This window comes from Acidimicrobiales bacterium (assembly GCA_036378675.1).
GTDB lineage: Bacteria > Actinomycetota > Acidimicrobiia > Acidimicrobiales > Palsa-688 > DASUWA01.
On record DASUWA010000031.1, the window covers coordinates 36,038 to 57,778 of the forward strand.

The window sequence follows — 21,741 nt, forward strand, 5'->3', positions numbered from 1 at the left end:
GGCTAGCCCGCGGCTCCGCCGGCGCCGCTCGGGCGGTCCTGTTCGTCAGGACCAGCCTCGTTCTCACCTTCTGCATTGTGGGCGGGACCTTCATCCGTCACACCGCCATCTGGCACATCGTGGGCGCCGGCGGATGGGTTGCTGATGTCCGTCGAGCTCGTCGAAATAGAGGAGTTGCCCGCGGAGCCGGTCGACGAGGCTGAGCCGGTCGAGGAAGCGGGGCCGGTCGAGGAGGCGGGGCCGGCCGATCCCGGACGCGCGCTTATCGCCCGTTTGAGGAACGTCAGCACCACGCCGGGTGCCACCTCCACATCGGCCAGGTCGTCGTGCAAGGAGACCAGCTTCCCGTGGATGCCGCCCGCGCTCACCACTTCGTCCCCGACTTCGAGTTGCCGCGCCGCAGCCTGCTGCTGGCGCAGCCTCTGCTGGCGGGGCCGGATGAACAGCAGGTACACCGCCGCGAAAAGAACGATGATCAACAACAGCGTGTAGCTGCCGCTGGTGGACTTTTTGCTTTTGGCCACTGTCGTCGTGGTCTGAGCGAGGATGGAGAGAGCCAGGTGCATGAAGAGGGGCCGATCCTGTCCCACCCGGGACTGGGACCGGGAGACATTAGCGCAGGGAGCCCGGCTCCCAGATAGCAGCGACGCGTTCTCGCAGGTCAGAAAGGGTGCCCGATTCGATCGCTGCGCGGATCCGCTCGACGAACCTGAGCAGCCACCAGAGGTTGTGCACGGTAAGTAGTCGCCCGCCGGTCGGCTCCCCTATCACCAGCAGATGCCTGATGTACCCGCGGCTGAAACGCCCGCAGACCAGGCACCCGCAGCCCGGATCGACGGGGTTTGGATCGTCGGCGTAGCGGGCGCCCTTCAGCTGGAACCGGCCGGCCTCGGTCAGCGCGGTGCCGTGTCGAGCCAGCCGGGTCGGCAGGACGCAGTCGAACATGTCGACGCCCAGAGCCACTGATTCGACGATGGAGACGGGATCACCGACGCCCATCAAGTACCGGGGCCGATCCCCCGGGAGCTCGGCGATCGCCGACGCGAGCGCGGGGAGCATCTGCTCGCGGGGCTCGCCAACCGACAGACCGCCGATCCCGTAACCGTCGAAGTCCAGCGCAGCGGTCTGCGCTGCGTTCTCCGCCCGAAGATCCAGCGAGACCCCGCCTTGCACGATCCCGAAGAGGCTCTGATCGTTTCGCGTGTGAGTGTCGCGGGCTCGGGCGGCCCAGGCGAGTGTGCGTTTTGTGGCGAGCCGGACTTCTTCGTCCGGTGCGGGCAGGCCGGTGCAGATGTCGAGCACCATCTGAATATCGGCGCCGAGCGTCTCCTGCAACCGGACGGCGGATTCGGGGGTCAGTCGTTGGGTCGACCCGTCGTAGGTGGAACGGAACGTGACGCCTTCCTCGTCGACGTCAGGGCTCAGGGAGAACACCTGGAAACCACCGGAGTCGGTGAGAATGTGCCCGTCCCATCCGGTGAACCTGTGAAGCCCGCCGAGCGCGGCGACCGTTCCGGCGCCCGGCCGCAGCATGAGGTGGTACGTGTTGGCGAGGACGATCTGGGGGCCGAGGGCTTCGAGGTCGCGGGCATCGAGCAGCCGCACAGTTCCCCTTGTTCCGACGGGCATGAATGCGGGAGTTGAAAAAGTCCCACGGGCGGTGCTCACCCGCCCAACCCGGGCAGGACCGTCGGTTGCTTCGACATTCAGATGGGCGGGGTTCAACGCCGGCCCGCAATCATCGCATCGCCAAAGGAGAGGAACCGATAACCGGAATCGAGCGCAAGGCGGTAGAGATCCCGCCATCTCGGTCCGCAAAACGACTCGATCAGCAACAGCAGCGACGACCTCGGCATGTGAAAGTTGGTGAGCAGAACGTCGACGACACGGAAGCGAAAATCCCCGCGGATGTACAGGCGGCTCTCTCCTTCCAGGTCTCCGCTCGCGGCGGCGCTTTCAAGAGCGCGAACGGTCGTCGTCCCGACAGCGATCACCCGGTCGGCGTGCTCGCAAGCCTTCATGGTCTCCTCGGGTACGCGGTATCTCTCCGAGTGCATGACGTGCGCGTCCGCGTCACTCGTCGCGATCGGCTTGAAAGTGGCGAGCCCCACGGCAAGGTCCACCGCGGCAACCGAGGCCCCTTTTTCCCGACAACGATCTAGCAGCGCGTGGGTCAAGTGCAGCCCCGCGGTGGGAGCGGCGACCGACCCGGGGTCCTCTGCGTAAACCGTCTGGTAGCGGTCGAGGTTCTCGAGCGGCTCGTGGATATAGGGCGGGAGCGCCACGGTTCCGGTCTGCTCCATTATCTCGGCCTCGTCGCCGAGAATCGTGATGTAGCGGCGGGCGTCGTCGGATTGAGGGTCGACTTGTTTTCCGATCTCGAGCACCGGCGGACCGTAAGGTTCAGGATGCAGTTTCGTGCCGGGAGGCAGGCGGCGGCCCGGGCGCACGAGCGCGGTCCACGCACCGGGGCCGTGGACCGGCTCGGGTCCGAGGAGCAGCACTTCGGCGGCCCCGCCGGTCTCCTTGAACAGGCGCAGACGAGCCGGCATGACCCTCGACGTGTTGACGACCAGCAGATCTCCTGGGCGGAGTATCTCGGGGAGGTGGCGGACCTGGCGGTGCACGATCCGGCCGGATCGGTCGGTCGCGTCGAGTAGCCGCGCTGAGTCCCTCGGCTCCGCGGGATGCTGCGCGATGGCGCGCTCGGGCAGGTCGTACTCGGGCACTTCCACTGCGGAGGGTCTAGTTCAGAACAGGCTCTCGCCGGCGGCGCCCTGTCCCGGGGTGACCGGCGGGGGGTCGAGGCCGAGGTGCTGCCAGGCCAGCGGCATCGCGACTCGGCCGCGGGGCGTGCGGGCGATCATCCCGATCTGAAGGAGGTAGGGCTCGTAGACGTCTTCGACGGTTTCACTTTCCTCTCCGACGCTCACTGCGATCGTGGAAAGTCCGACCGGACCACCCCCGAATCGCTTGCACAGTGCGTCGAGGATCGCCCGGTCAACCTTGTCGAGTCCTCTTTCGTCGACGCCGAACAACTCGAGTCCCTCGCGCGCAGACCTGAGATCGATCGCACCGTCGCCGCGCACTTCGGCGAAGTCGCGGACGCGCTTCAGCAACCGGTTGGCGATCCGGGGAGTTCCGCGGGAGCGGCCGGCGATCTCCTTCGCTCCCTGGGCGTCGACGGTCACGTCGAGGATGCCTGCTGCGCGGCGGATGATCGCCTCGAGGTCGCCCGCGCTGTAGTAGTCGAGCCGGGCGACAAAGCCGAAGCGGTCGCGCAGCGGCCCTGTGATCAGCCCGGTCCGAGTGGTCGCTCCTACAAGCGTGAAGCGAGGAAGCTCGAGACGGATGGTGCGTGCGCTGGGTCCTTTGCCGAGGACGATGTCGAGCTGGAAGTCCTCCATCGCCGGGTAGAGGATCTCCTCGACCGCCCGGCCTAGCCGGTGGATCTCGTCGACGAACAGGACGTCACCCTCGACGAGGTTGGTGAGTATCGCGGCCAGGTCGCCCGCCCTCACCAACGCCGGCCCCGACGTGACCCGAAGGCCCGCACCCATCTCGTTGGCGACGATCCCGGCCATGGACGTCTTCCCCAACCCCGGGGGCCCGGCGAACAGCAGATGGTCGGCGGGCTGACCGCGCCGGCGGGCGGCCTCCAGCATGATCTCGAGGTGCTGCTTCAGCTGGGGTTGGCCGACGAACTCGCCGAGCCGGCGGGGTCGGAGGGTGACCTCCTCGGCGGCTTCGATCGGATCCGCCGAAGGCGTGATCGGCCGGTCCAGGCCCTCCTCTCTCATGGGGCTTCTCTCATTGGGCCTGCCTCATCGGGCAACGGCGAGATCGCGCAGTGCGAACCGGATGCAGTCCTCGACGGATCCGCCTTCCGGCAAGCGGGACAATGCCTGGCGGATCTCGTCGGCGGCGTAGCCGAGACCCGCGAGAGCCGCTCTCACCTCCTGCCGGATCGCGGCCGGATCCGGCGCGTCTTGGTCGCCGTTGCCGTTCCCCTTGCCGTTGCCAGCGGATCCGTTGCCGCCGCCGGTGACCACGTGGAGATCCGGCCCGTCCGCGTCCGCCTCGAACCGGGACTTCAACTCCATCAGCAAACGCACCGCGGTCTTCTTGCCGATACCGGGCACCAGCATGAGGGCGTCTGAATCCTCGTGGGCGACGGCGCGCCGGAGTGCGACCGGCGAGTGGACCGAGAGCAACGCCAGAGCGACAGCAGGCCCGACTCCATGCGCCCCGATCAACATCTCGAAACACGCCCGTTCGTCGCGCGTCGGGAACCCGAACAGGATGATCGCGTCCTCTCTGACGTGCGTGTGGACGTGGAGGAACACCGGTTCGCCCGGCTCGGGGATCTGCGACAAGGCGCCGGCCGGGACCACGGCCCGGTAACCCACGCCGGCCACCTCCACGAGGACGTCCCCCGACTGCGCGTTGCGTGCGGCCCGTTCGAGGACCACCCCCCTGAGCGACCCGATCATGGAACGCCGGCTTTCGCACGCAGACCGGCACCGCTCAGGTGACATACCGCGAGAGCGAGAGCGTCGGCCCGGTCAGCGGGCCGCGGTGCCTCGGGCAGGTCCAGCAACACCTTCACCATCTCTTGTACCTGCTCCTTGGTCGCGGATCCGTAACCGGTGACAGCGAGCTTGACTTCGTTGGGGCTGTACTGCACGACCGGGCGACCGGCGCGCGCCGCAGCCGCAAGAGCGAGACCGCTGGCCTGACCCACCGACATCGCCGTGCGCGCGTTGACCTGGAACAGCACCCGCTCCACCACCATCACGTCCGGCTTCAGGTCGTCGATTAGCGAGTGGAGATCGTCCCAGAGCATCGCCAGCCTCTCGGCCAGGGGAAGCTCACGGGGCGTGGTCAGATGGCCGAACGCTTCCGCTCGAAGTGCTCCGTTCTGGCTTCGCACCGCGCCGTAACCGCAGCGCGACAAACCAGGGTCTACACCTAGGGCGAACACCAGTTCGAACGTAGCAGGGTCGCCGCCGTAGTTGGTGGACCGGGTGCTAGGCCTCTACGAGTTCGAGTATGCGATCCGGAATGTCGAAATTCGCGTACACGTTCTGCACGTCGTCGTGGTCTTCGAGGAGATCGATGACACGCAGCACCTGGCGGGCGTCGCCCTCGCTCTCGAGCGGCACGCTCGTGGTCGAGACCAGCGTGACGTCGGCCGAGTCAACCGACATTCCTGCTCCTTCTACCGCGCTTCGGACCGCCGGGAGATCGTGCGGTTGGGTGGTGACCTGCCACTGATCGCCGGCGTCGGTGATGTCCTCGGCACCCGCGTCGAGTGCAGCGAGCATCAGGTCGTCTTCGGTCACCTCACCGGACGTCCCCTTCTTGGCGACGAGCATCACGCCCCTTCGCTCGAACTGCCACGACACCGCGCCCGGTTCCGCCATCGAGCCGCCGTGCTTCGAGAAGATCGACCGGATGTCGGAACCGGTTCGATTGCGGTTGTCGGTGAGGCACTCGACGATCACCGCAACGCCGTGGGGCGCGTAACCCTCGTACGACACCTGCTCGTACCGGACGCCTTCCAGCTCGCCCGTGCCGCGCTTGATGGCCCGCTCGATGGTGTCCATCGGCACCGATGCTTCACGCGCCTTCTGGAACATCGTTCGCAGGGTCGGGTTCGCATCCGGGTCCCCGCCTCCCTCCCGGGCAGCAACTTCAACCTGGCGGATCAGCTTGGCGAACAACTTCCCCCGCGCCTTGTCCGCTGCGCCCTTCTTGTGCTTGATGGTCGCCCACTTGCTGTGACCTGACATCGCTCGAATCGCCTCCTTGCCGGCCTAACAGGGCATCGGGGCGGCCAGGAATTCCTGGTGCAGCCTCAGATCGCCCGACAACTCAGGATGGAACGCCGCCACGATCACCGGCCCTTGGCGGCACACGACCGGCCGCTCTTGGCCGTCTTTGCCCGTGACTGTGGCGAGGACCTCGACATCCGGACCGACCCATTCGACTATGGGCGCCCGGATGAACACCGCGTGCAGCGGTCGATCGAAACCCTGAACGTCGAGCTCGGTCTCGAACGAGTCCACCTGGCGGCCGAACGCGTTCCGCCTCACGCCGATGTCGATAGCGCCGAAACAGCGCTGGTCCGCTCGGCCGTCCACGACCTCAGACGCTAGGAGGATCATTCCCGCGCATGTGCCGAAGGCCGGCATCCCGAGCTGCAAGCGCTCGCGGACCGGCTCGAGCAAGCCGGAAGACTCGAGGAGAAGCGACATGGTCGTCGACTCACCCCCGGGCAGGATGAGGGCGTCGACCTTCCCGAGGTCGCCAGGGGTCCGGACCTCTACCGGTACAGAACCGAGCTCGGCGACCGACCGGGCATGCTCACGGACGTCGCCTTGGAGCGCGAGGATCCCGACCCGCTCGGGGCGTGACGCCGCAACGTTCACCTGGGGGGACCTTTCGCACCGCGCTATTTTACCCGCGCCGCCGGCTACCAGCCCCGCTCGGACAGCCGGGTCTCGACCTCGTTGGCCTCCTGCCCGCGCATGGCGTCGCCGAGGCCGCGACTCACCTTGGCCACGATCTGCGGGTCCTTGTAGTGGGTGGTCGCCTCGACGATCGCGCGGGCGAAGCGCGGCGGGTCGGAGCTCTTGAAGATCCCGCTACCAACGAAGCAAGCCTCCGCCCCGAGCTGCATGACCAGCGCCGCATCCGCCGGCGTGGCGATCCCGCCGGCGCAGAACAAAGGCACCGGCAGGCTTCCCGTCTCCGCCAGCTCCTGCACCAACGTCACCGGCGCCTGGAGCTGCTTGGCCCAGCCGTAGACCTCCGCCGAGTCGGCCTGGGTGATCTTGTTGATGTCGCCGCGGATCGAGCGGAGATGCCGCACCGCCTCCTTGATGTCGCCCGTCCCCGCCTCTCCCTTGGACCGGATCATCGCGGCGCCCTCGGAAATCCGGCGCAGCGCCTCACCGAGGTTGGTGGCGCCGCAGACGAACGGAATAGTGAACTTCCATTTGTCGATGTGGTGCGCCTCATCCGCGGGCGTGAGCACCTCGCTCTCGTCGACGTAGTCCACGCCGAGAGCCTCGAGCACCTGAGCCTCCGCGAAATGGCCGATCCGAGCCTTGGCCATGACCGGGATGGTCACAGCCGACTTGATCCCCTCGATCAGGGCGGGGTCGCTCATGCGCGCCACTCCCCCGTCGCGGCGAATGTCGGCCGGGACCCGCTCCAGCGCCATGACTGCAACCGCGCCGGCGTCCTCGGCGATCTTTGCCTGCTCGGCGGTGACGACGTCCATGATCACGCCGCCTCGCAGCATTTCGGCCAGGCCGCGCTTAACAAGATCGGTTCCGGTGCGACGGGTGTTGTCGGTGGCTGCCATACGACTCAAGTCTACGGCGGCACGGGTCGGAGGCCGGTGGGATTACGCAGGCATCAGGGGTTCAGGGCTGGGACGTTGCCGATCGGAAGCAGCTCGACCCAAGTCTTCCCGGGGAGGAGCGTGATCGCCTGGCCGGCGCTGTCGGTGTAGACCGCCTGGGTGTTGATGCTCGAGCGATTCCAGGTCCCCTTGACGACCTGGTTGCCGCTCAGGACCCACGCTTGACCGGTGCCGGTCATGATCGCCGCCGGGATCGGCTGGGGCCCGACTCCTTCTCCGGCGACTATCCCTGATGTGAAGTAGTTGACGAACAGCACGACCACGTTCGGCGCTGCGAGTTGGGTGCGCGTCGAATCAACATCTGCGGTGCCGTTCTGACCGCGCATCCACAACCCCGACTGAGGGTTGAAGTCCCACGTGACGGAGGCCCCGGGCAAACCGATCCCCAAGTGGCTGGCGGACGCTGCGCCGGCGCCGGTCATCGGCGTTCCAGCCGATCGGTACTGGAACAGCGGGGACGGCGGCTGATGGACCGAGTCGAGCTTGGCGACCGACGCGACGTTGGTGTACTCGTTGTGGGGGGCGATCCCCGCACCGCGGTAGAACTGCTCGCCGTGGTTGTTGCCGTCGACGTCGGTCCACGGCTGCGCACGAAGCTGGGGCAGGAACACCGCGTTGGTGCCCGACATGACGTAGACGGGGTGGTTCAGGTCGTCGCCGATGCCCTCGTCGGTGAGCCGGCCTGAGCGGACCGGCCCGACCGTGGTCGGGTAGCTCGACTGGAAGATGGCGGCGAGACGGGTGAGCCCGCCTTCCACTTCTTCCTCATACACGACGTCTGCCGCGGCGATGCCAGTTTGGGGACGGGCCTGGTCGATGTTGTCGATCTTCACCAGGACGGCCGAGGCTTGCATCTGGTTGGCGTCCGATGCGGGCAGCCCGGTCAGTGGGTACACCGGCGGGACAGTCGTGGTCGTGGTGGCGGGGACCGTCGTTGAGGTGGTGGTGGGCGGTGCCGCCTTGACGTGGTGCCCTCCGCACCCTGCGAGCAGGGACACGCCGGCCGCGCCGGCCGCCAAACCCGCCATGCGTGCGTTGCGCCCGCGCTTGCCAAGACCGGTGCTCGTCGACTTCGAAGACATCAACTACTACTTCCGTTCGTTCACAGCTCGCGCAGAGCCTCGATTCGTTCGCTGAGCGGCAACCGCCCGGCGTCTTGGGGCACCCCAGGACGTGGATCGGCCAGCCAGAGCGAAGCCATGTATGCAGGCTGCCCCGGGACCTCCCAACCCTTGGCCTCGACCTTTTCGAGCGCCGAAGCCAACGCCGGCGGGTACCTCGTCAGGGTAACCGCCGCTTGATCGGCGAGGGCGTCGCGATCGCTGGCAATCGCCAGGCGGCGGCCGAGCCCGAAAGTCGCCACCGCCACCGTTGGCGCGACCGTGTCACCACGGCGGATCTGGCTCATCGCCTCGGCGAGCACCGCTTCGAGCTCGATTCGGTCCAGCTCGGCCAGGAGACCGCTGGTGACCGCGACCACGGCCTTAGAAGCGCTTGTTCCGGCTGCCAGCGCGTTCAGGCCTGCGGCTTCGACCACGAGCAGTCGGGGCTGGCGCACACCCGCGTTCATGCTGAGCCCCTCCACCATGTTCGCCAGCCGAGCGTCGCGGACAGGGTCGGCCTCTCGGGCGCCTAGCGACGACAACGTGGCAGCCACCCGCCGGTCGCCCCACGTCAGGGCCCACCAGGTCAGGGCTCCAGCGACAACCACGAACACGACTGCGGCGGCGACAAGGCCGCCCGCCACCCAGGCGACCAGCGCCAGCGCCACGGCCGGCGCCGCGGCGAAACCCGCTGTGATACGCGCCACCCTGGCCGAAGAAGAGTTCACGGGCCCGCCCGGTCCATAAGCGATGAATGCTAGAGGAGCCGTCGCCTCCGGCGGTGGACACCCCCGGTCGTGCCGGTCGCAGCCGCGAGAGCCCTGGCGTACATGTTGGCGTAGTGCTCCGCGAGGCTGTCGAGCGAGAACTGGGCGGATCTCTCCAACCCGTTTTCCACCATGTTCTTGATGTCCGGCCCGCCGTCGAGCGCGATCCTCAGAGCGCCGGCGAGGGCCTCAGCGTCGCCGGGAGGCGCGGTGAGAGCGTCAACACCCGGGCGGGCGACCCGCCGGTAACCCTGCAATTCACTCGCTACGACCGGAGTCCCTGCTGCCATGCCCTCGAGCAGGATGACCCCGAAGCTCTCGCCGTGCAGCGAGGGAGCGCAGAGAACGTCGGCTGCACGCATCCGCCGGATTTTTTCCTGCTCGCTGATCATGCCCAGCCATTCGAATCTCGGTTCAGATGCAGTCGCATGGCGAAGCCGTGCGGTTTCGGGGCCTTCGCCGGCGATCCATACCTTCACGTCGGGGCCGACCAGGCGCATCGCTTCGATGAGCACGGCCAGACCCTTGCGAGGCTCGTGCCGTCCCACGAACATCACGACGTTGTCCTCGCTGGGCCAGGGCTTGGCTCCCTGGTAGAGGTCGATGTCAATGCCGTTCCAGACCAGCTCGTAGGTGCCGCCGAGCGCCCGTTGAGCGGTGTCGAGGGCCTCCTCGGAGACGGCCGCCCGGATGGTGAGGTGGTTGGCCCGCCAACGGATCAGCGGTTTGAGCACCTCGTACCAGCCGCTGTCGCCGGAGCGGTGAAAAGTGCCGACCATCGTTCCGTAGTTGAACAGCAGAGCCGTCAGAGTCGGGCCGGGTGCGAGCGGCTCGTGGATGTGAACCACGTCGAACTGCTCGTCGCGCAGCGCCCGGATGGTCCGGAGCGCGGCGGAAGGGTCAGGGGCGATCGCAGCCATCGAACCGTTGGAGGCGGTCGGAATGGAGTTGCCGAGCGGGGTGACGGCCGTGTCCGGCGGGGGGCCGTCGCAGGGCGCGAGGATCCTGGCGTCGATGCCCAGCCGCCGGAGCGCTCTGCCCAGACCGAGAACCTGCCCCTGCACGCCGCCGGGAAGGCTCAGGCTGTACGGGCAGACCAGTCCGATCCGCACCGTTAGAGGCTACTTCACCAAATGCGTGTCGCTCGCGGAGCTCTCCGGCGCGGCCCGGCCGGGGGGCGTGAACCCCGGGTCGCTGGGCCAGTTGGGCTGCATCAGGTGCCACTGGGACGGCGCCCGCCGAACCAGCCCTTCGAGCTCCGCCGCCAGCAGCTGGGTGCCCGCGGTCACGTCGCCTCGGAGTCGCCCGGTGCGCTTCAGCGGCAGCGCCGGTCTGACCACGCCGAGGTGACCGTGCGAGCGGCCGTCGAAGAAGACGCCGGCCGGGATGAGTGCCGCCCCGGTCCGGAGTGCGAGCGTGGCGGGGCCGCCGGGGAGCAGGGTCCGTTCTCCGAAGAACTCGACCTCCACGCCGGCGACGCCTCCGACGACGCGGTCACAGAGCAGGCAAAGCACTCCGTTGTCGGCCAGCGCCGCGGCGCACTGGGACGCGGCCTGCGGCCCCACCGGGATCACCTTCATGCCGAGCGACTCCCGGAAGGATACGAACCACTCGAACACGTCTGGGGGCTGGAGCGGCTCGACGACGACGTTCATTTTCAGGCCGTACTGGGCCAGGTGGGTTCCCGCCCACTCCCACCCGCCGAGATGGGGCAGGGCGAGGATGACCCCTTTGCCCGCGTCGAGCCCGTTGAGAATGCCGGGAAGGTTGTCGTAGCGGATGCCCGCGGCGACCTGGTCGACGCTCAGCGACGGCAGCTCGAGACTCTCGGCCCAGTAACGGGCGTAGTAGGCGAAGACCTGGTCGACGAGCCGCACCCTTTCGATCCGCCCCAGCGGCCGCCCGTACACCCGCTCGAGATGCTTGGTGACGATCGCACGCCTGCGGGCCATGCCACCGAGGCGGCCCGGCGCCGGCGGGATCCTGGCCGCAGTCACCCCCGCGGTGCGGGCGATCATGGCGGCGACGGGTGTGGGCAGAGCCTTGGCGGCAAGGGCGCCGGCCTTGAAGGCGCGAAGCGTGTTGCTCATCGGTTAGCCCGTCGGCTCGATCGGCCGGATCGGCTGGATTGGGTGGCGCGGCTGCCCCGGGTCCGCCACTCAGGGCCGGCGCGGGCCGCTGCCGCGGCGGGCCGGCGACGACGCGTCGGTCTGGTCGTACGGAATGCGGCCCCGGCGCGCCAAGCGGGCCTGGCGGCGCTCGTGCCAGCGTGAGGTCGCGCTACCCGGGCGAGACGTCTCTGTGTAGCGAGCCCAAAGCGTCGGTCGATCGGACCGTGCCGCCCGGGTGTTCGCCTCTCTCCACGCACGCCAGCGTGCTCCCACGGCGGTGATCTCGCCCTCGCGGCCTTCGCGGCCTTCGCGGCCCTCGCCGCCCTCCCGCCCCTCTCGGCCCTCGCGCCCCTCTCGGCTGCGCGCACCGTGGAAGTAGCTCGCCCGGCGGACGAGGATCGGCCGCTCCGCCGGCGGTGGCCCGTCGCCAGCAGCCGTCGCCTGCCGCCACACCTTCACGAAACGCTGGATCGCGGTCACCGACGTCAGCGCCAGCATCAGCCACAACAACGGAACCATCACAAAGCTGAACGCCAGCGCCGCACAGGTCACCACCACGCGCTCCGCCCGTTCCATCAGGCCGCCCTTCGCCTGGTAGCCCAGCGCCTCGGCCTTCGCCCTCTCGTATGAGATCAGGAAGGAAGTGCCGAGAATCGCAAACGGCAGCAGGGCGACATGCCCCCGATGATGGTCGAGCAGGTACCAAGCCAGCGCCCCGAGGATCAGCGTGTCGGTCACCCTGTCGGCGACGGAGTCGAAGAACGCGCCGCGAACGCTCGACCTTCCTGACGCCTTGGCGACCGCGCCGTCGAGCAGGTCCGGGACCGCCGAGGCGATCAGGAGGCCAAGCCCCAAGCCGAGCCGGCCGGAAGCAATTGCCCACGCTGCGGGAATCGCCAGAAGGAGCCCGAGCCCTGTCAGATGGTCGGGCGAAGCACCCGTCCGCTGGAGGGCGCCACCCACGGGCTGTACCGCCCGGTCAACGCCCGAACGGAATCGTCCGTCGAACACTCGCTGTCGGCTCCTGAAACACCGGTCCAAAAGAACGGGGCGACTCCCCGGCTCCGGGCCGTTCCTCCACTTCAGGCTACCACCGGCGGCGGTTACTCTGGCTGTTCAAGCGGTAGCCGGCGGGGGCCGGACACCCAGGGAGGAGGACCATTGAAGGCCTACCCACCGGCTGCGATCCGCAACGTTGCGTTGGTCGGCCACGGCGGCGCCGGCAAGACCACCCTCACCGAGGCGCTGCTGCACTGCGCCGGCGCCATCGGCCGACCGGGGCGGGTGGAGGACGGTTCGACGGTCTCCGATTTCGAGCCGGAGGAACAGAAACGGGCCCTGTCCATTTCGGTGTCCGTCGCCCCGATCGAATGGGAGGGCCACAAGATCAACATCCTCGACTGCCCGGGCTACGCCGACTTCGCCCAAGAGGCGCTGGCTGCGTTGCGGGTGGCGGACATGGCGGTCTTCGTCGTCAGCGCGGTCGAGGGCGTCGAGGTCCAGACCGAGGTGATGTGGAAGGCCGCGGCCGGGCTGGGGTTGCCGCGCATGGTCTTCGTCAACAAGCTCGACCGGGAGCGCGCGTCGTTCGACAGAACGCTCGATCAGCTGCGCGAGATCTTCGGCGCCGGCGTTGCCCCGCTCGAACTGCCGATCGGTGAGGAGGCGTCGTTCTCGGGAGTGGCCGATCTGTTGTCCGACACGGCGATCACCTACGACGGCGGGAAGGCGACCACGGGGGCGATTCCCGACGAGATGGCGGTGACCGAGCATTCGGTTCACGACGCCCTCGTGGAGGGGATCGTCGTGGCCGACGACGAGCTCATGGAGAAGTACCTCGAGGGCGAGATACCAACGGTCAAGCAGCTCGAGGAGACGCTGGCTCACGGCGTCGCATCAGGTCAGGTCTTCCCCGTAGTTTGCGGGTCGGCGGCCAAGGAGATCGCCGTCGACCGTCTAGCCACGTTCATCTGCGAGATCGGGCCCTCGCCGCTCGACGGTCGTCCGATCACCGTCCAGGCCGGAGACAAGACGACCGAGGTCACGCCGACCGACGGCGGGCAACCACTGGCCTGGGTCTGGAAGACGATCGCCGATCGTCACGTCGGCAAGATCAGCCTGTTCAAGGTGCTGTCCGGCAAGATCATGCCCGACGACACCTTGGTCAACTCGAGGACCCACTCCGACGAACGGCTTCACGCCCCGTTCACCCTTCGGGGAAAGGAGCAGATCCCGGTCGACCACCTCCCCGTCGGAGACATCGGCGCCGTCGCCAAGCTGGCCGACGTCGAGACCGGCGACACCCTTGCGCCAAAGGGCACTCCGGTAAGCGTGCTTCATCCGCCGGCGCCTGAACCGGTGATCACCATCGGCATCCGGCCGAAGTCCAAGGGCGACGAGGACAAGTTGATGACGGCCCTCCACCGCCTGCAGGAGGAGGATCCGGTGCTCTCGGTCCGCCGTGACGACGAGACCCACCAGACGTTGCTCGGCGGGATGGGCGAGACCCACCTGGGTATCGCGACCGAACGGCTGTCCCGGAAGTTCGGGGTCGAGGTCGAGACCGAGCCCGTGATCGTCCCTTACCGGGAGTCGATCACCAAACAAGCCGAGGCCGAAGGCAAGTACAAGAAGCAGACCGGCGGGCACGGCCAGTTCGGTGTCGCCAACATCAGGATGGAACCGCTCGACCGCGGCTCGGGGTTCGAGTTCGTCGACCAGATTGTCGGCGGCGCGATCCCCCGCCAGTTCATCCCTGCCGTCCAGAAGGGAATCGAAGAGGCGATGGCGTCGGGCGGCGTCCACGGCTGGCCGGTCATGGATGTGAAGGTCACCCTCTTCGACGGGAAGTTCCACTCGGTCGACTCGTCGGAGATGAGCTTCAAGATGGCTGGGTCGCTTGGTTTTCGGGAGGCGATGGAAAAAGCCGGCCCTGTCATCCTCGAGCCGATCTCCAAGGTGGAGGTCACGGTTCCGAACGCCTATCAGGGTGACGTGATGGGCGACCTCAACAGCCGGCGTGGTCGGGTGCAGGGAACTGAATCCGGCAACGACGGGGAGTCGATCATCACCGCCCTCGTCCCGACGTCGGAGATCCTTCGCTACTCCATCGACTTGCGCTCGATGACCGGCGGGAGGGGGCGCTTCTCCGCCGAGCACGACCACTACGACGTGCTGCCCCAGAACCTGTGGGGCGCGGTGTCGCGGGATACGGCGTCGTCGGGCTGAGCCGCGAGCCTTACTTTCTCGGTGACTCGGCAACCCGAGGTCGCCTCGTTTTTTCCGGTACGAATGAGTTCTGCGAGACAAAACGACGTGCTGATGTCGCGGTTGCACCGGAGAAACCAAATGTCCCAGAGAAACGAGCGGGCACAAAGCCGGCGGGGGTCGAGGGCGGTCGCAGCGCATGGGCCGGATCGTTTTCCCGAAGGGGACGTCCGGCCGATGTGTCGCGGATCGGACCTCGACCCGACTCAGGCTCTGGGCCAGGCCTCCCGCACCTTCTTGGCGGTCACCGGCAACGCCTCTGGGAGAACCCGGGCGTCGGCTACCGAGGTCATGAAGTTCGTATCGCCATACCAGCGGGGAAGCGCATGGATGTGGAAGTGCCCCGGAACGCCGGCGCCGGCGGAGCGTCCCAGGTTCGCGCCGACGTTCAAGCCGTCAGGGCCGTAGGCGGTCTTCAATGCGACGACCGATTGGCTGAGTCCTTGCCATAAGGCGGCGGATTCTTCGACGGTGAGAGCCTCGAGTTCGCCGACGTGGCGGGTCGGCATCACCATCAGGTGGCCGGTCGAGTACGGATAGGCGTTGAGGATCGCGAACGCCAGCCCTCCGGGGTGTCGCCACATGATGTGGGTCACCTCGTCGGGCTCGCCGCTGTTGAGGATCCTGCAGAAGACGCAGTCGTCCGGTTCGCTTTTGCCCGCCGGCTTTCCGCTGACCGATTCGATGTACTCGCTGCGCCAACCGGCCCACAGCCGCTCGAGCGAGCTCACGTTGAGGAGGGCGACAAGCCGTGCGCCTCGACCTCGGCAACCACCGAGGACAGAAAGGCATCGAGGGGCACGCCGCGATCCGGCCGTTCTTTGTCCCTCGAATTCACGCCCACAGTGCGCGCAGCGACATCCTCGTCGCCGACCACGAGCACGTACGGGATCTTCTCCAGCTTCGCTTTGCGAACCCGCCCGTTGAGCGGCTCGTCGGCAGGCAGGACCTCGACTCTCAGGCCGGCGGAACGGAGGGCTGCAGCAACCTCCGCCGCGTACTCCTCGTGGTCGTCGCGCACCGGCAGGACCGAGACCTGCACCGGTGACAACCACGTCGGCAGCGCGCCGGCGAAGTGCTCGATGAGGATGCCAAAGAAGCGCTCTATCGATCCGAACAGCGCGCGGTGGATCATGTACGGCCGGTGCCGGGCATTGTCGGCGCCGACGTACTCCATGTCGAACCGCTGCGGTTCCTGGAGGTCGACCTGCAGGGTGGAAACCTGCCAGCGCCGTCCGATCGCGTCGCGCACGTGCACGTCGATCTTCGGCGCGTAGAAAGCCCCCTCGCCCTCGGCGACGACGTACGGGATTTCCGCGGCTCCGAGCGCGTGGCGGAGAGCATCGGTGGCGATGTCCCACTCCTCCGGCTCGCCGACGAACTTCTCCGGGCGCGTCGCCAGCTCCGCCTCGAACTCGGTGAGACCAAAAGCGCGGAGGATGCGAAGGACGAACGCGAGCAGATCGGCGAGCTCCGGCGCGAGCTGCTCCGGGGTGCAGAAGATGTGGGAGTCGTCCTGGGTTATCCCCCGGACGCGGAGGAGACCGTTGAGCACTCCGGAACGTTCGAACCGGTACACGGTCCCGAACTCGAACAACCTGATCGGCAGCTCGCGGTAGGAATGCTGGCGCGCCTTGTAGATCAGGATGTGCATCGGGCAGTTCATCGGCTTGAGGTAGTAGGTGGCACCCTCCATTTCCATTGGGGGGTACATGCCGTCCTTGTACCAGGCGAGGTGGCCGGAGGTTTCATAAAGGTTGGACTTGGCGAGGTGAGGCGTCCAGACGAACTGGTAGCCGGCCTTCTCGTGCTCCTCCCGGCTGTAGTCCTCCATCAGCTTTCGGATGAGCCCGCCCTTCGGATGGAACACCGGCAGCCCGCCGCCGATTTCGGGCGGGAAGTGGAACAGGTCGAGTTCTGCGCCCAGCCGGCGGTGGTCACGCTTCTCGGCTTCCTCGAGGCGGTGCAAGTGGTCCTCGAGCGCGGCCTTCGACTCCCAGGCGGTGCCGTAGATGCGCTGGAGTTGGGGCCTTTTCTCGTCCCCGCGCCAGTACGCCGCGGCAACCTTCATGAGCTTGAAGTTGCCGAGCCGCCCGGTCGACGGGACGTGAGGACCGCGGCAGAGGTCGACGAACTTCTCGTTGTTGCGGTACGCAGAGACTGCGCTGGCGCTCACGCCCTCCTCGGCGTCGGCCGGGTCGACCGCTTCGATGATCTCGCGCTTGTAGGGCTGATCGGCGAAGATCTCGAGCCCCTCGTCGACGCTGTGCTCCTCGCGGACGAATGGCTGATCTTCCTTGATGATCTCGCGCATCCGTTGATCGATCCTCTCGAGGTCGTCAGCGCTGAAGTGCGCTCCACCGGGAAGTTCGAAGTCGTAGTAGAAGCCGTCCTCGATCGGCGGGCCGATCGCGTATTTCGCCCCGGGCCAAAGGTCCGTCACCGCTTGCGCGAGGACGTGAGCGGTGGAGTGGCGCAAGACGTGGCGGCCGGCCTCGGTGCTATCGGTGATGACGGAGAGGTGGTCGCCGTTCTTGAGAGGCCGGTTGAGGTCGGCTTCGGCTCCATCGATCTCTACTGCCACCGCCGCCTTGGCCAGCCCGCGCCCGATGGATGCGGCCAGGTCGGCGCCCGTGGAGCCGGCGGGCAACTCTTTTGAGGAACCGTCGGGAAGGGTGACTGTTATCTGGTCGGCCATGGCCTCACGAGATTACGGGAGCGGCTGGTGAGTACCGGTCTGTTTCCATCGGGTTCGATCTGAGCCTTGCTAACGATCTCCGTTCGGCTTGAGCGTGATGCCGAGGAGCTCCGCTGGCTCGGATACACCCCTTCCCGACGAGGCCGCCGAATCGATCGCCGCTATCGCCGCCGGAGTGTCGAGGTCGTTGTCGAGCGCTGCTCGCACCTCCTCGAGAGCAGCGTCGCCTGCGCCGGCAGCCCGCCAGCGCTCGATCCGGTCGGTCGCTTCACGCATGAGTCCGTCGTCCCAGTCCCATTCGTCTCGGTAGTGGTGGGAGCTCACCGCGAGACGGATCGCCTGCGGAGCCCAGTCCTTCAAGAGGTCGTGGACGAACACCAGGTTGCCGAGCGACTTGGACATCTTCACCCCATCCAGGCGGACCAGCCCGACGTGCATCCAGTGCCGAACGAAACGCGAACCTGTCGCTGCTTCCGACTGCGCGGCCTCGCACTCGTGGTGCGGGAAGATAAGGTCGCATCCCCCACCGTGCAGATCGATCGTCTCCCCGAGCTCGCGCAACGCCAGCGCGGAGCACTCGATGTGCCAACCCGGCCGGCCCGGACCCCACAACGACTGCCACTCCGGCTCGCCCGGCGCCGACGGCTGCCAAAGCACGAAATCGAGAGGGTCACGTTTGTGAGGATCGTCAGGGTTGCCCCCGCGCTCGGCAGCAAGCTCGAGCATCGTGGAGCGGTCGAGATGGCTCACCTGCCCGAACCGGGAGAACGACGACACGTCGAAGTAGACACCGCCCCCAGCCTGGTAGGCGTGACCGGATTCGAGGACCATTCCGATGAAACCGAGGATGTCGGGGATTGCCGACGTTGCTCGGGGCTCGGAGAATGCAGGCAGCAGTCCCAGGGCGGTCATGTCGGCGTCGAACCTGCTGACCTCCTCGGCGGCAAGATCGAGATAGTGGACGCCTAGCTCCTTGGCCTTGCGCAGAATGTCGTCGTCGACGTCGGTCACGTTGCGCACGCAGCGTGTCTCGTGGCCGAGGTCCCGCAGCCTCCGTTGCAGGATGTCGTACGCAATGTAGGTGGCGGCGTGTCCCAGGTGCGCGGAGTCGTACGGGGTGATGCCGCACGTGTACATGCGGACGACGTGTCCCGGTTCGAAATCGACTACTTCGGCCCTCGCCGTGTCATAAAGGCGCACGGGTCCGTCAACCTCCCGGGGTGAGCGCCTGTTCCCGACCGGGAAGGTCGCGTTCCGGGAGGCCCGTGATCCGGATGGCAGCGTGGGTCTTGTAGTGCCGGTTCACCTCGAGCAACGCCGGAGTGAGAGCCTCGATCGCCAGCGCACTGGAGGCGCCGCCTGAGTCGACACCGCGTAAACCCGGCAGCTGGTCGATCAGGCCGATCACCGTCGCGGCTGCGTCGCGGTCGTCCGAGCAGACCATGACGTCGGCTTCGAGAGGGTGGTCGAGGTCGCTCCAGGGACCGGCAGGTAGATGGTGAAAGGCGCCCACCACCCTCGATCGGGGCAGCGCCCGGACGACGGCAACGGTCACCGAACCGGTAGGAGGAAGGAGCGGCACCATCTCCTTGCCCCATCTGGTGAGGGCGTTGGCCATGGTTATGACGATCTTCCCAGCGAGCTTGGATTCGTGGGCGGTAACGGTGGCGAGGATCCCTTCCCAGGGTGTGGCGACGATGACGAGTTCGGCGTCGGCGGCGGTGTCGTTGTCCGCCGGGACCAGACGCAGGTCCCGATCCTGCCACCGGTCGCGCAAGTCGCGAACCGTCTCCTCAGCCCGCTCGAGCGCTCTCGATCCGACCAGGACCTCGTGCCCGGCGCCGGCGAACTGCACAACCGCCGCGTGTCCTGCCGGTCCGGTCGCTCCCAAAACTCCGATCTGCACCCGGGCAGACTTGCACGGGAGGGCCGGACGGGTCGATTCGACGCATCCGACCCTCCGACCAGCTGGACATCGTTTTCGCCGTTAGCGTTGGAAGGTGGCACTTGTCGATTCGCTGCGATCCAGACTACGACGGGCCGTTACTACTCCTCGGGTTCCTCGGGTAGTCGGCGGCGACTTGCGGAGCCGGCCTCTGCCGCCCGGGTCGCCGGCTCCGGCGATATCAGGAGTGTCGCCGAACGGCTCGCCGGTGGGAGTGGAGACAAATGTCGCCAACTTGAGGGTGGTCTTCCTCACCGCCGAGTGCAAAGAATGTCAGGAGTCATGGCGGTGCTTGTCGGCGGAGCCAAGCGCCGCCACGATCGTGGTGACACCGGGACCGGAAACCGAAAGCTCCCGCAGGATCGCTGACTTGTCCCGGTCCAAGCCGCCGATCACCGCACCGGGACAACCGTTACGAGTCGTGATGTCATCTGCCACCTGGCATGCCTACGGGGTCACGAAGGCACCGTGGCGGGTGGAGATAGAGGCTGGGAGGGTCGCCAGTAGCAAGCCGCTCGAGTAGCGGAAAACCTTCCTTAGCTCACCCGAGGCCGGCCTTCAGCGCTTCGTTCCAAATCGCCGCCGAGCAGATGCTCAATCCGCTCGACCGCGTCGAACACATCAACGAAACGGGTATACGCCGCCGCCGGCCCCAGTCGGATCGTGTCGGGCACCCGGAAGTCGGGCACCACCAAATCCCGCGCGATCAGGGAGCTACAGATCGGCCACGCCTCCGGGTGGATCAGCGACACATGGGCCCCTCGCCTCGACGGGTCGGCCGGCGACCCGAGCCGAACACCAAGCGGCTCGAGGCGTTCGGCGACCAGATCGACCAGCCTTTCGGTCAGGGCCTGCGACTTCTCCCACAGCCTGTCGAGGCCCGCCTCCAGCAGGACCGAGACGGCCGCGTCCACTGCTATAAGACCGAGCACAGGCGGCGAGCCAGCCGCAAAACGACCCACCCCCTCCACCGGCTCGAACACCTGCCCCATCTCGAACTGGTCCCGCTGGGCAAACCAGCCCGAAATCGGCGAGCGCAGCCGAGACTGCAGATCGCGCCGCACGTAGAGAAACGCCGGTGCGCCGGGCCCGGCGTTGAGGTATTTGTAGGTGCACCCGACGGCCAAATCCGCCTCTCCACCATCGAGGTCGACAGGAACCGCGCCGGCGCTGTGGCAGAGGTCCCACAGCATCACGGCGCCTCGGCTGTGAACCAACGAGGTGACCTCGGCAATGTCGAGGCGCGCAGCGGAGCGGTAGTTGACATGCGAGAGGCACACAAGAGCGGTTTGGTCGTCCACGGCTGAATCGAGATCTGCGACGTCGACTCCCTCGATTGGATCAGACCGGATCTGTCGAAGTTCGGTTCCTCGGAGGCCTGCTAAGACGTAACGGTCGGTCGGAAACTCGTTCTCGTCGCAGACGATCACCGAACGGCCCGACTGGAGCGAGAGCGTCGCGCTGGCGAGCTTGTACAGGTTCACGGTCGTGGAGTCGCCCACCATCACCTGACCTGGCGCTGCCCCGATCAGCTGCCCAACCTGGTCCCCGACCGCGAAAGGTAGTTCGACCCATTCGTGCCACCCGCCGACCACCTTCGAGCGCCACTCCCCCATGCCCGAGCTCAACGCATCCGCTACCCGCCGCGACAACCTTCCCAAGGAGTTGCCGTCCATGTATATCGGGCCGCTCTCGTCGATGAAGAACTCGTCACGAAGAGACGCGAGCGGGTCCGACCGGTCCAGCGCCTCCGCCCGCGCTCGGTCCACGCCTCCAGACGGTTCCTCTTTCAGCGGCGGCCGGCGCGTTCCGACTCGATCGACGAGATGATGTCGTCGAACACCTTCTCGACCGGCTGCTGTCCGTCGATGTCGACGACCAGGCCCCTGCCGGCGTAGTAGCCCAACAACGGCTCGGTCTCGTTGTCGAAAACGTCGAGCCGGTGCTCGATGATCTCGATCGTGTCATCGGTTCGACCTTCCGCTTCGGCGCGAGCGAGCAGACGTCGAAGCAGCTCGTCGCGGCTGACGATCAGATGAACCACGGCCTGGAGCTCCACGCCCTCGACCTGCATGGCCCACGCGTACGCCTCCTCCGCCTGGCGCAAGGTGCGCGGGAACCCGTCGAGCACGTATCCACCCGCCCGCGCGGCGCGCAGCACCGGGCCGGCGAGCATTTGCATCACCAGATCGTCGGGAACGAGGTCGCCGCGCTTCAGGTAAGCCGCTGCAATCCGTCCGATTGGCGTGCCGGCCGCGACTTCTTTACGAAAAAGGTCCCCGCTCGACAGGTGAGCGACCCCGTAGTGGGAGGCAAGCTTTGCAGCTTGAGTCCCCTTGCCCGCACCCGGCGGAGCCACCATCAACAAGCGCATGCGACACCATACAAGCGGGCTCGCGGAAGCGGGGCTGCCGG

The 21,741-nt window shown here is 67.2% G+C and carries 22 protein-coding genes; 1 reads left to right on the top strand and 21 read right to left on the bottom strand.

The features are described from left to right. Positions 1-2 precede the first annotated feature (2 nt). From yajC to VFZ97_11075, 14 genes are all read right to left on the bottom strand, one after another. The gene (gene yajC, locus VFZ97_11010) at positions 3-566 is read right to left on the bottom strand and encodes a preprotein translocase subunit YajC (protein HEX6393964.1); all 564 of its coding nucleotides are present in this window, start codon (positions 564-566) and stop codon (positions 3-5) included. 46 nt (positions 567-612) lie between these two features. After that, positions 613-1,725 carry a tRNA guanosine(34) transglycosylase Tgt gene (gene tgt / locus VFZ97_11015; GenBank protein HEX6393965.1) on the bottom strand — a complete coding sequence of 371 codons (1,113 nt, stop codon included), beginning with the start codon at positions 1,723-1,725 and terminating at the stop codon, positions 613-615. Beyond that, positions 1,722-2,735 carry a tRNA preQ1(34) S-adenosylmethionine ribosyltransferase-isomerase QueA gene (gene queA / locus VFZ97_11020; protein HEX6393966.1) on the bottom strand — a complete coding sequence of 338 codons (1,014 nt, stop codon included), beginning with the start codon at positions 2,733-2,735 and terminating at the stop codon, positions 1,722-1,724. The genes tgt and queA overlap by 4 nt, the downstream gene beginning before the upstream one ends. 15 nt (positions 2,736-2,750) lie before the next feature. Beyond that, on the bottom strand, positions 2,751-3,800 hold the full coding sequence (ruvB, locus tag VFZ97_11025) for a Holliday junction branch migration DNA helicase RuvB (GenBank protein HEX6393967.1): 1,050 nt from the start codon (positions 3,798-3,800) through the stop codon (positions 2,751-2,753). A gap of 24 nt (positions 3,801-3,824) precedes the next feature. Next, positions 3,825-4,493 carry a Holliday junction branch migration protein RuvA gene (gene ruvA, locus VFZ97_11030; GenBank protein ID HEX6393968.1) on the bottom strand — a complete coding sequence of 223 codons (669 nt, stop codon included), beginning with the start codon at positions 4,491-4,493 and terminating at the stop codon, positions 3,825-3,827. Then, the gene (gene ruvC, locus VFZ97_11035) at positions 4,490-4,984 is read right to left on the bottom strand and encodes a crossover junction endodeoxyribonuclease RuvC (GenBank protein HEX6393969.1); all 495 of its coding nucleotides are present in this window, start codon (positions 4,982-4,984) and stop codon (positions 4,490-4,492) included. Before ruvC ends, ruvA begins: the two co-directional genes overlap by 4 nt. Positions 4,985-5,030: 46 nt before the next feature. Continuing rightward, on the bottom strand, positions 5,031-5,795 hold the full coding sequence (locus VFZ97_11040; GenBank protein HEX6393970.1) for a YebC/PmpR family DNA-binding transcriptional regulator: 765 nt from the start codon (positions 5,793-5,795) through the stop codon (positions 5,031-5,033). A 24-nt stretch (positions 5,796-5,819) separates the two neighbouring features. After that, complete coding sequence (gene pdxT / locus VFZ97_11045) at positions 5,820-6,434, bottom strand: pyridoxal 5'-phosphate synthase glutaminase subunit PdxT (GenBank protein ID HEX6393971.1); 615 nt, start codon at positions 6,432-6,434, stop codon at positions 5,820-5,822. A gap of 44 nt (positions 6,435-6,478) precedes the next feature. Then, positions 6,479-7,375: a pyridoxal 5'-phosphate synthase lyase subunit PdxS gene (pdxS, locus tag VFZ97_11050; GenBank protein HEX6393972.1), complete on the bottom strand. Its 897-nt coding sequence runs from the start codon at positions 7,373-7,375 to the stop codon at positions 6,479-6,481. Positions 7,376-7,428: 53 nt separating this feature from the next. After that, positions 7,429-8,517 carry a DUF3048 domain-containing protein gene (locus VFZ97_11055; GenBank protein HEX6393973.1) on the bottom strand — a complete coding sequence of 363 codons (1,089 nt, stop codon included), beginning with the start codon at positions 8,515-8,517 and terminating at the stop codon, positions 7,429-7,431. Positions 8,518-8,537: 20 nt separating this feature from the next. Beyond that, on the bottom strand, positions 8,538-9,266 hold the full coding sequence (locus tag VFZ97_11060; GenBank protein ID HEX6393974.1) for a M48 family metalloprotease: 729 nt from the start codon (positions 9,264-9,266) through the stop codon (positions 8,538-8,540). 29 nt (positions 9,267-9,295) lie between these two features. Next, complete coding sequence (locus VFZ97_11065; GenBank protein ID HEX6393975.1) at positions 9,296-10,417, bottom strand: glycosyltransferase family 4 protein; 1,122 nt, start codon at positions 10,415-10,417, stop codon at positions 9,296-9,298. A gap of 9 nt (positions 10,418-10,426) precedes the next feature. After that, positions 10,427-11,395, bottom strand: a complete 969-nt coding sequence (locus VFZ97_11070; protein ID HEX6393976.1) for a phosphatidylinositol mannoside acyltransferase — start codon at positions 11,393-11,395, stop codon at positions 10,427-10,429. Between the two features lie 69 nt (positions 11,396-11,464). Then, on the bottom strand, positions 11,465-12,427 hold the full coding sequence (locus VFZ97_11075; GenBank protein ID HEX6393977.1) for a CDP-alcohol phosphatidyltransferase family protein: 963 nt from the start codon (positions 12,425-12,427) through the stop codon (positions 11,465-11,467). A 150-nt stretch (positions 12,428-12,577) separates the two neighbouring features. Between VFZ97_11075 and fusA the strand changes: the two genes are divergently transcribed. Then, positions 12,578-14,644: an elongation factor G gene (gene fusA, locus VFZ97_11080; GenBank protein HEX6393978.1), complete on the top strand. Its 2,067-nt coding sequence runs from the start codon at positions 12,578-12,580 to the stop codon at positions 14,642-14,644. A 245-nt stretch (positions 14,645-14,889) separates the two neighbouring features. Here fusA and VFZ97_11085 read toward each other — a convergent pair whose 3' ends face one another. From VFZ97_11085 to VFZ97_11115, 7 genes are all read right to left on the bottom strand, one after another. Then, positions 14,890-15,414 (bottom strand): HIT domain-containing protein, encoded by a 525-nt coding sequence (locus tag VFZ97_11085; GenBank protein ID HEX6393979.1) that lies wholly within the window; start codon positions 15,412-15,414, stop codon positions 14,890-14,892. Continuing rightward, on the bottom strand, positions 15,411-17,381 hold the full coding sequence (gene thrS, locus VFZ97_11090) for a threonine--tRNA ligase (protein ID HEX6393980.1): 1,971 nt from the start codon (positions 17,379-17,381) through the stop codon (positions 15,411-15,413). Before thrS ends, VFZ97_11085 begins: the two co-directional genes overlap by 4 nt. A 69-nt stretch (positions 17,382-17,450) precedes the next feature. Then, positions 17,451-18,581, bottom strand: coding sequence for a cysteine--tRNA ligase (gene cysS, locus VFZ97_11095; GenBank protein HEX6393981.1), 1,131 nt, complete (start codon positions 18,579-18,581; stop codon positions 17,451-17,453). A 7-nt stretch (positions 18,582-18,588) separates the two neighbouring features. Then, positions 18,589-19,287 (bottom strand): NADPH-dependent F420 reductase, encoded by a 699-nt coding sequence (gene npdG, locus VFZ97_11100; GenBank protein HEX6393982.1) that lies wholly within the window; start codon positions 19,285-19,287, stop codon positions 18,589-18,591. A gap of 312 nt (positions 19,288-19,599) precedes the next feature. Beyond that, positions 19,600-19,764, bottom strand: coding sequence for a hypothetical protein (locus VFZ97_11105; protein HEX6393983.1), 165 nt, complete (start codon positions 19,762-19,764; stop codon positions 19,600-19,602). 98 nt (positions 19,765-19,862) lie between these two features. Continuing rightward, positions 19,863-21,095 (bottom strand): kynureninase, encoded by a 1,233-nt coding sequence (kynU, locus tag VFZ97_11110; protein HEX6393984.1) that lies wholly within the window; start codon positions 21,093-21,095, stop codon positions 19,863-19,865. Between the two features lie 20 nt (positions 21,096-21,115). Next, a complete protein-coding gene (locus tag VFZ97_11115) occupies positions 21,116-21,700 on the bottom strand; it encodes an adenylate kinase (protein HEX6393985.1) in 585 nt (194 codons plus the stop codon). Positions 21,701-21,741 lie beyond the last annotated feature (41 nt).

What these genes read in the sequence shown, in the direction of transcription:
- VFZ97_11055 (HEX6393973.1), bottom strand. Translation starts at nt 8,517, where the DNA reads ATGTCTTCGAAGTCGACGAGCACCGGTCTTGGCAAGCGCGGGCGCAAC.
- ruvB (HEX6393967.1), bottom strand. Translation starts at nt 3,800, where the DNA reads ATGAGAGAGGAGGGCCTGGACCGGCCGATCACGCCTTCGGCGGATCCG.
- VFZ97_11115 (HEX6393985.1), bottom strand. Translation starts at nt 21,700, where the DNA reads ATGCGCTTGTTGATGGTGGCTCCGCCGGGTGCGGGCAAGGGGACTCAA.
- ruvA (HEX6393968.1), bottom strand. Translation starts at nt 4,493, where the DNA reads ATGATCGGGTCGCTCAGGGGGGTGGTCCTCGAACGGGCCGCACGCAAC.
- pdxS (HEX6393972.1), bottom strand. Translation starts at nt 7,375, where the DNA reads ATGGCAGCCACCGACAACACCCGTCGCACCGGAACCGATCTTGTTAAG.
- thrS (HEX6393980.1), bottom strand. Translation starts at nt 17,381, where the DNA reads ATGGCCGACCAGATAACAGTCACCCTTCCCGACGGTTCCTCAAAAGAG.
- yajC (HEX6393964.1), bottom strand. Translation starts at nt 566, where the DNA reads ATGCACCTGGCTCTCTCCATCCTCGCTCAGACCACGACGACAGTGGCC.
- VFZ97_11070 (HEX6393976.1), bottom strand. Translation starts at nt 11,395, where the DNA reads ATGAGCAACACGCTTCGCGCCTTCAAGGCCGGCGCCCTTGCCGCCAAG.
- VFZ97_11040 (HEX6393970.1), bottom strand. Translation starts at nt 5,795, where the DNA reads ATGTCAGGTCACAGCAAGTGGGCGACCATCAAGCACAAGAAGGGCGCA.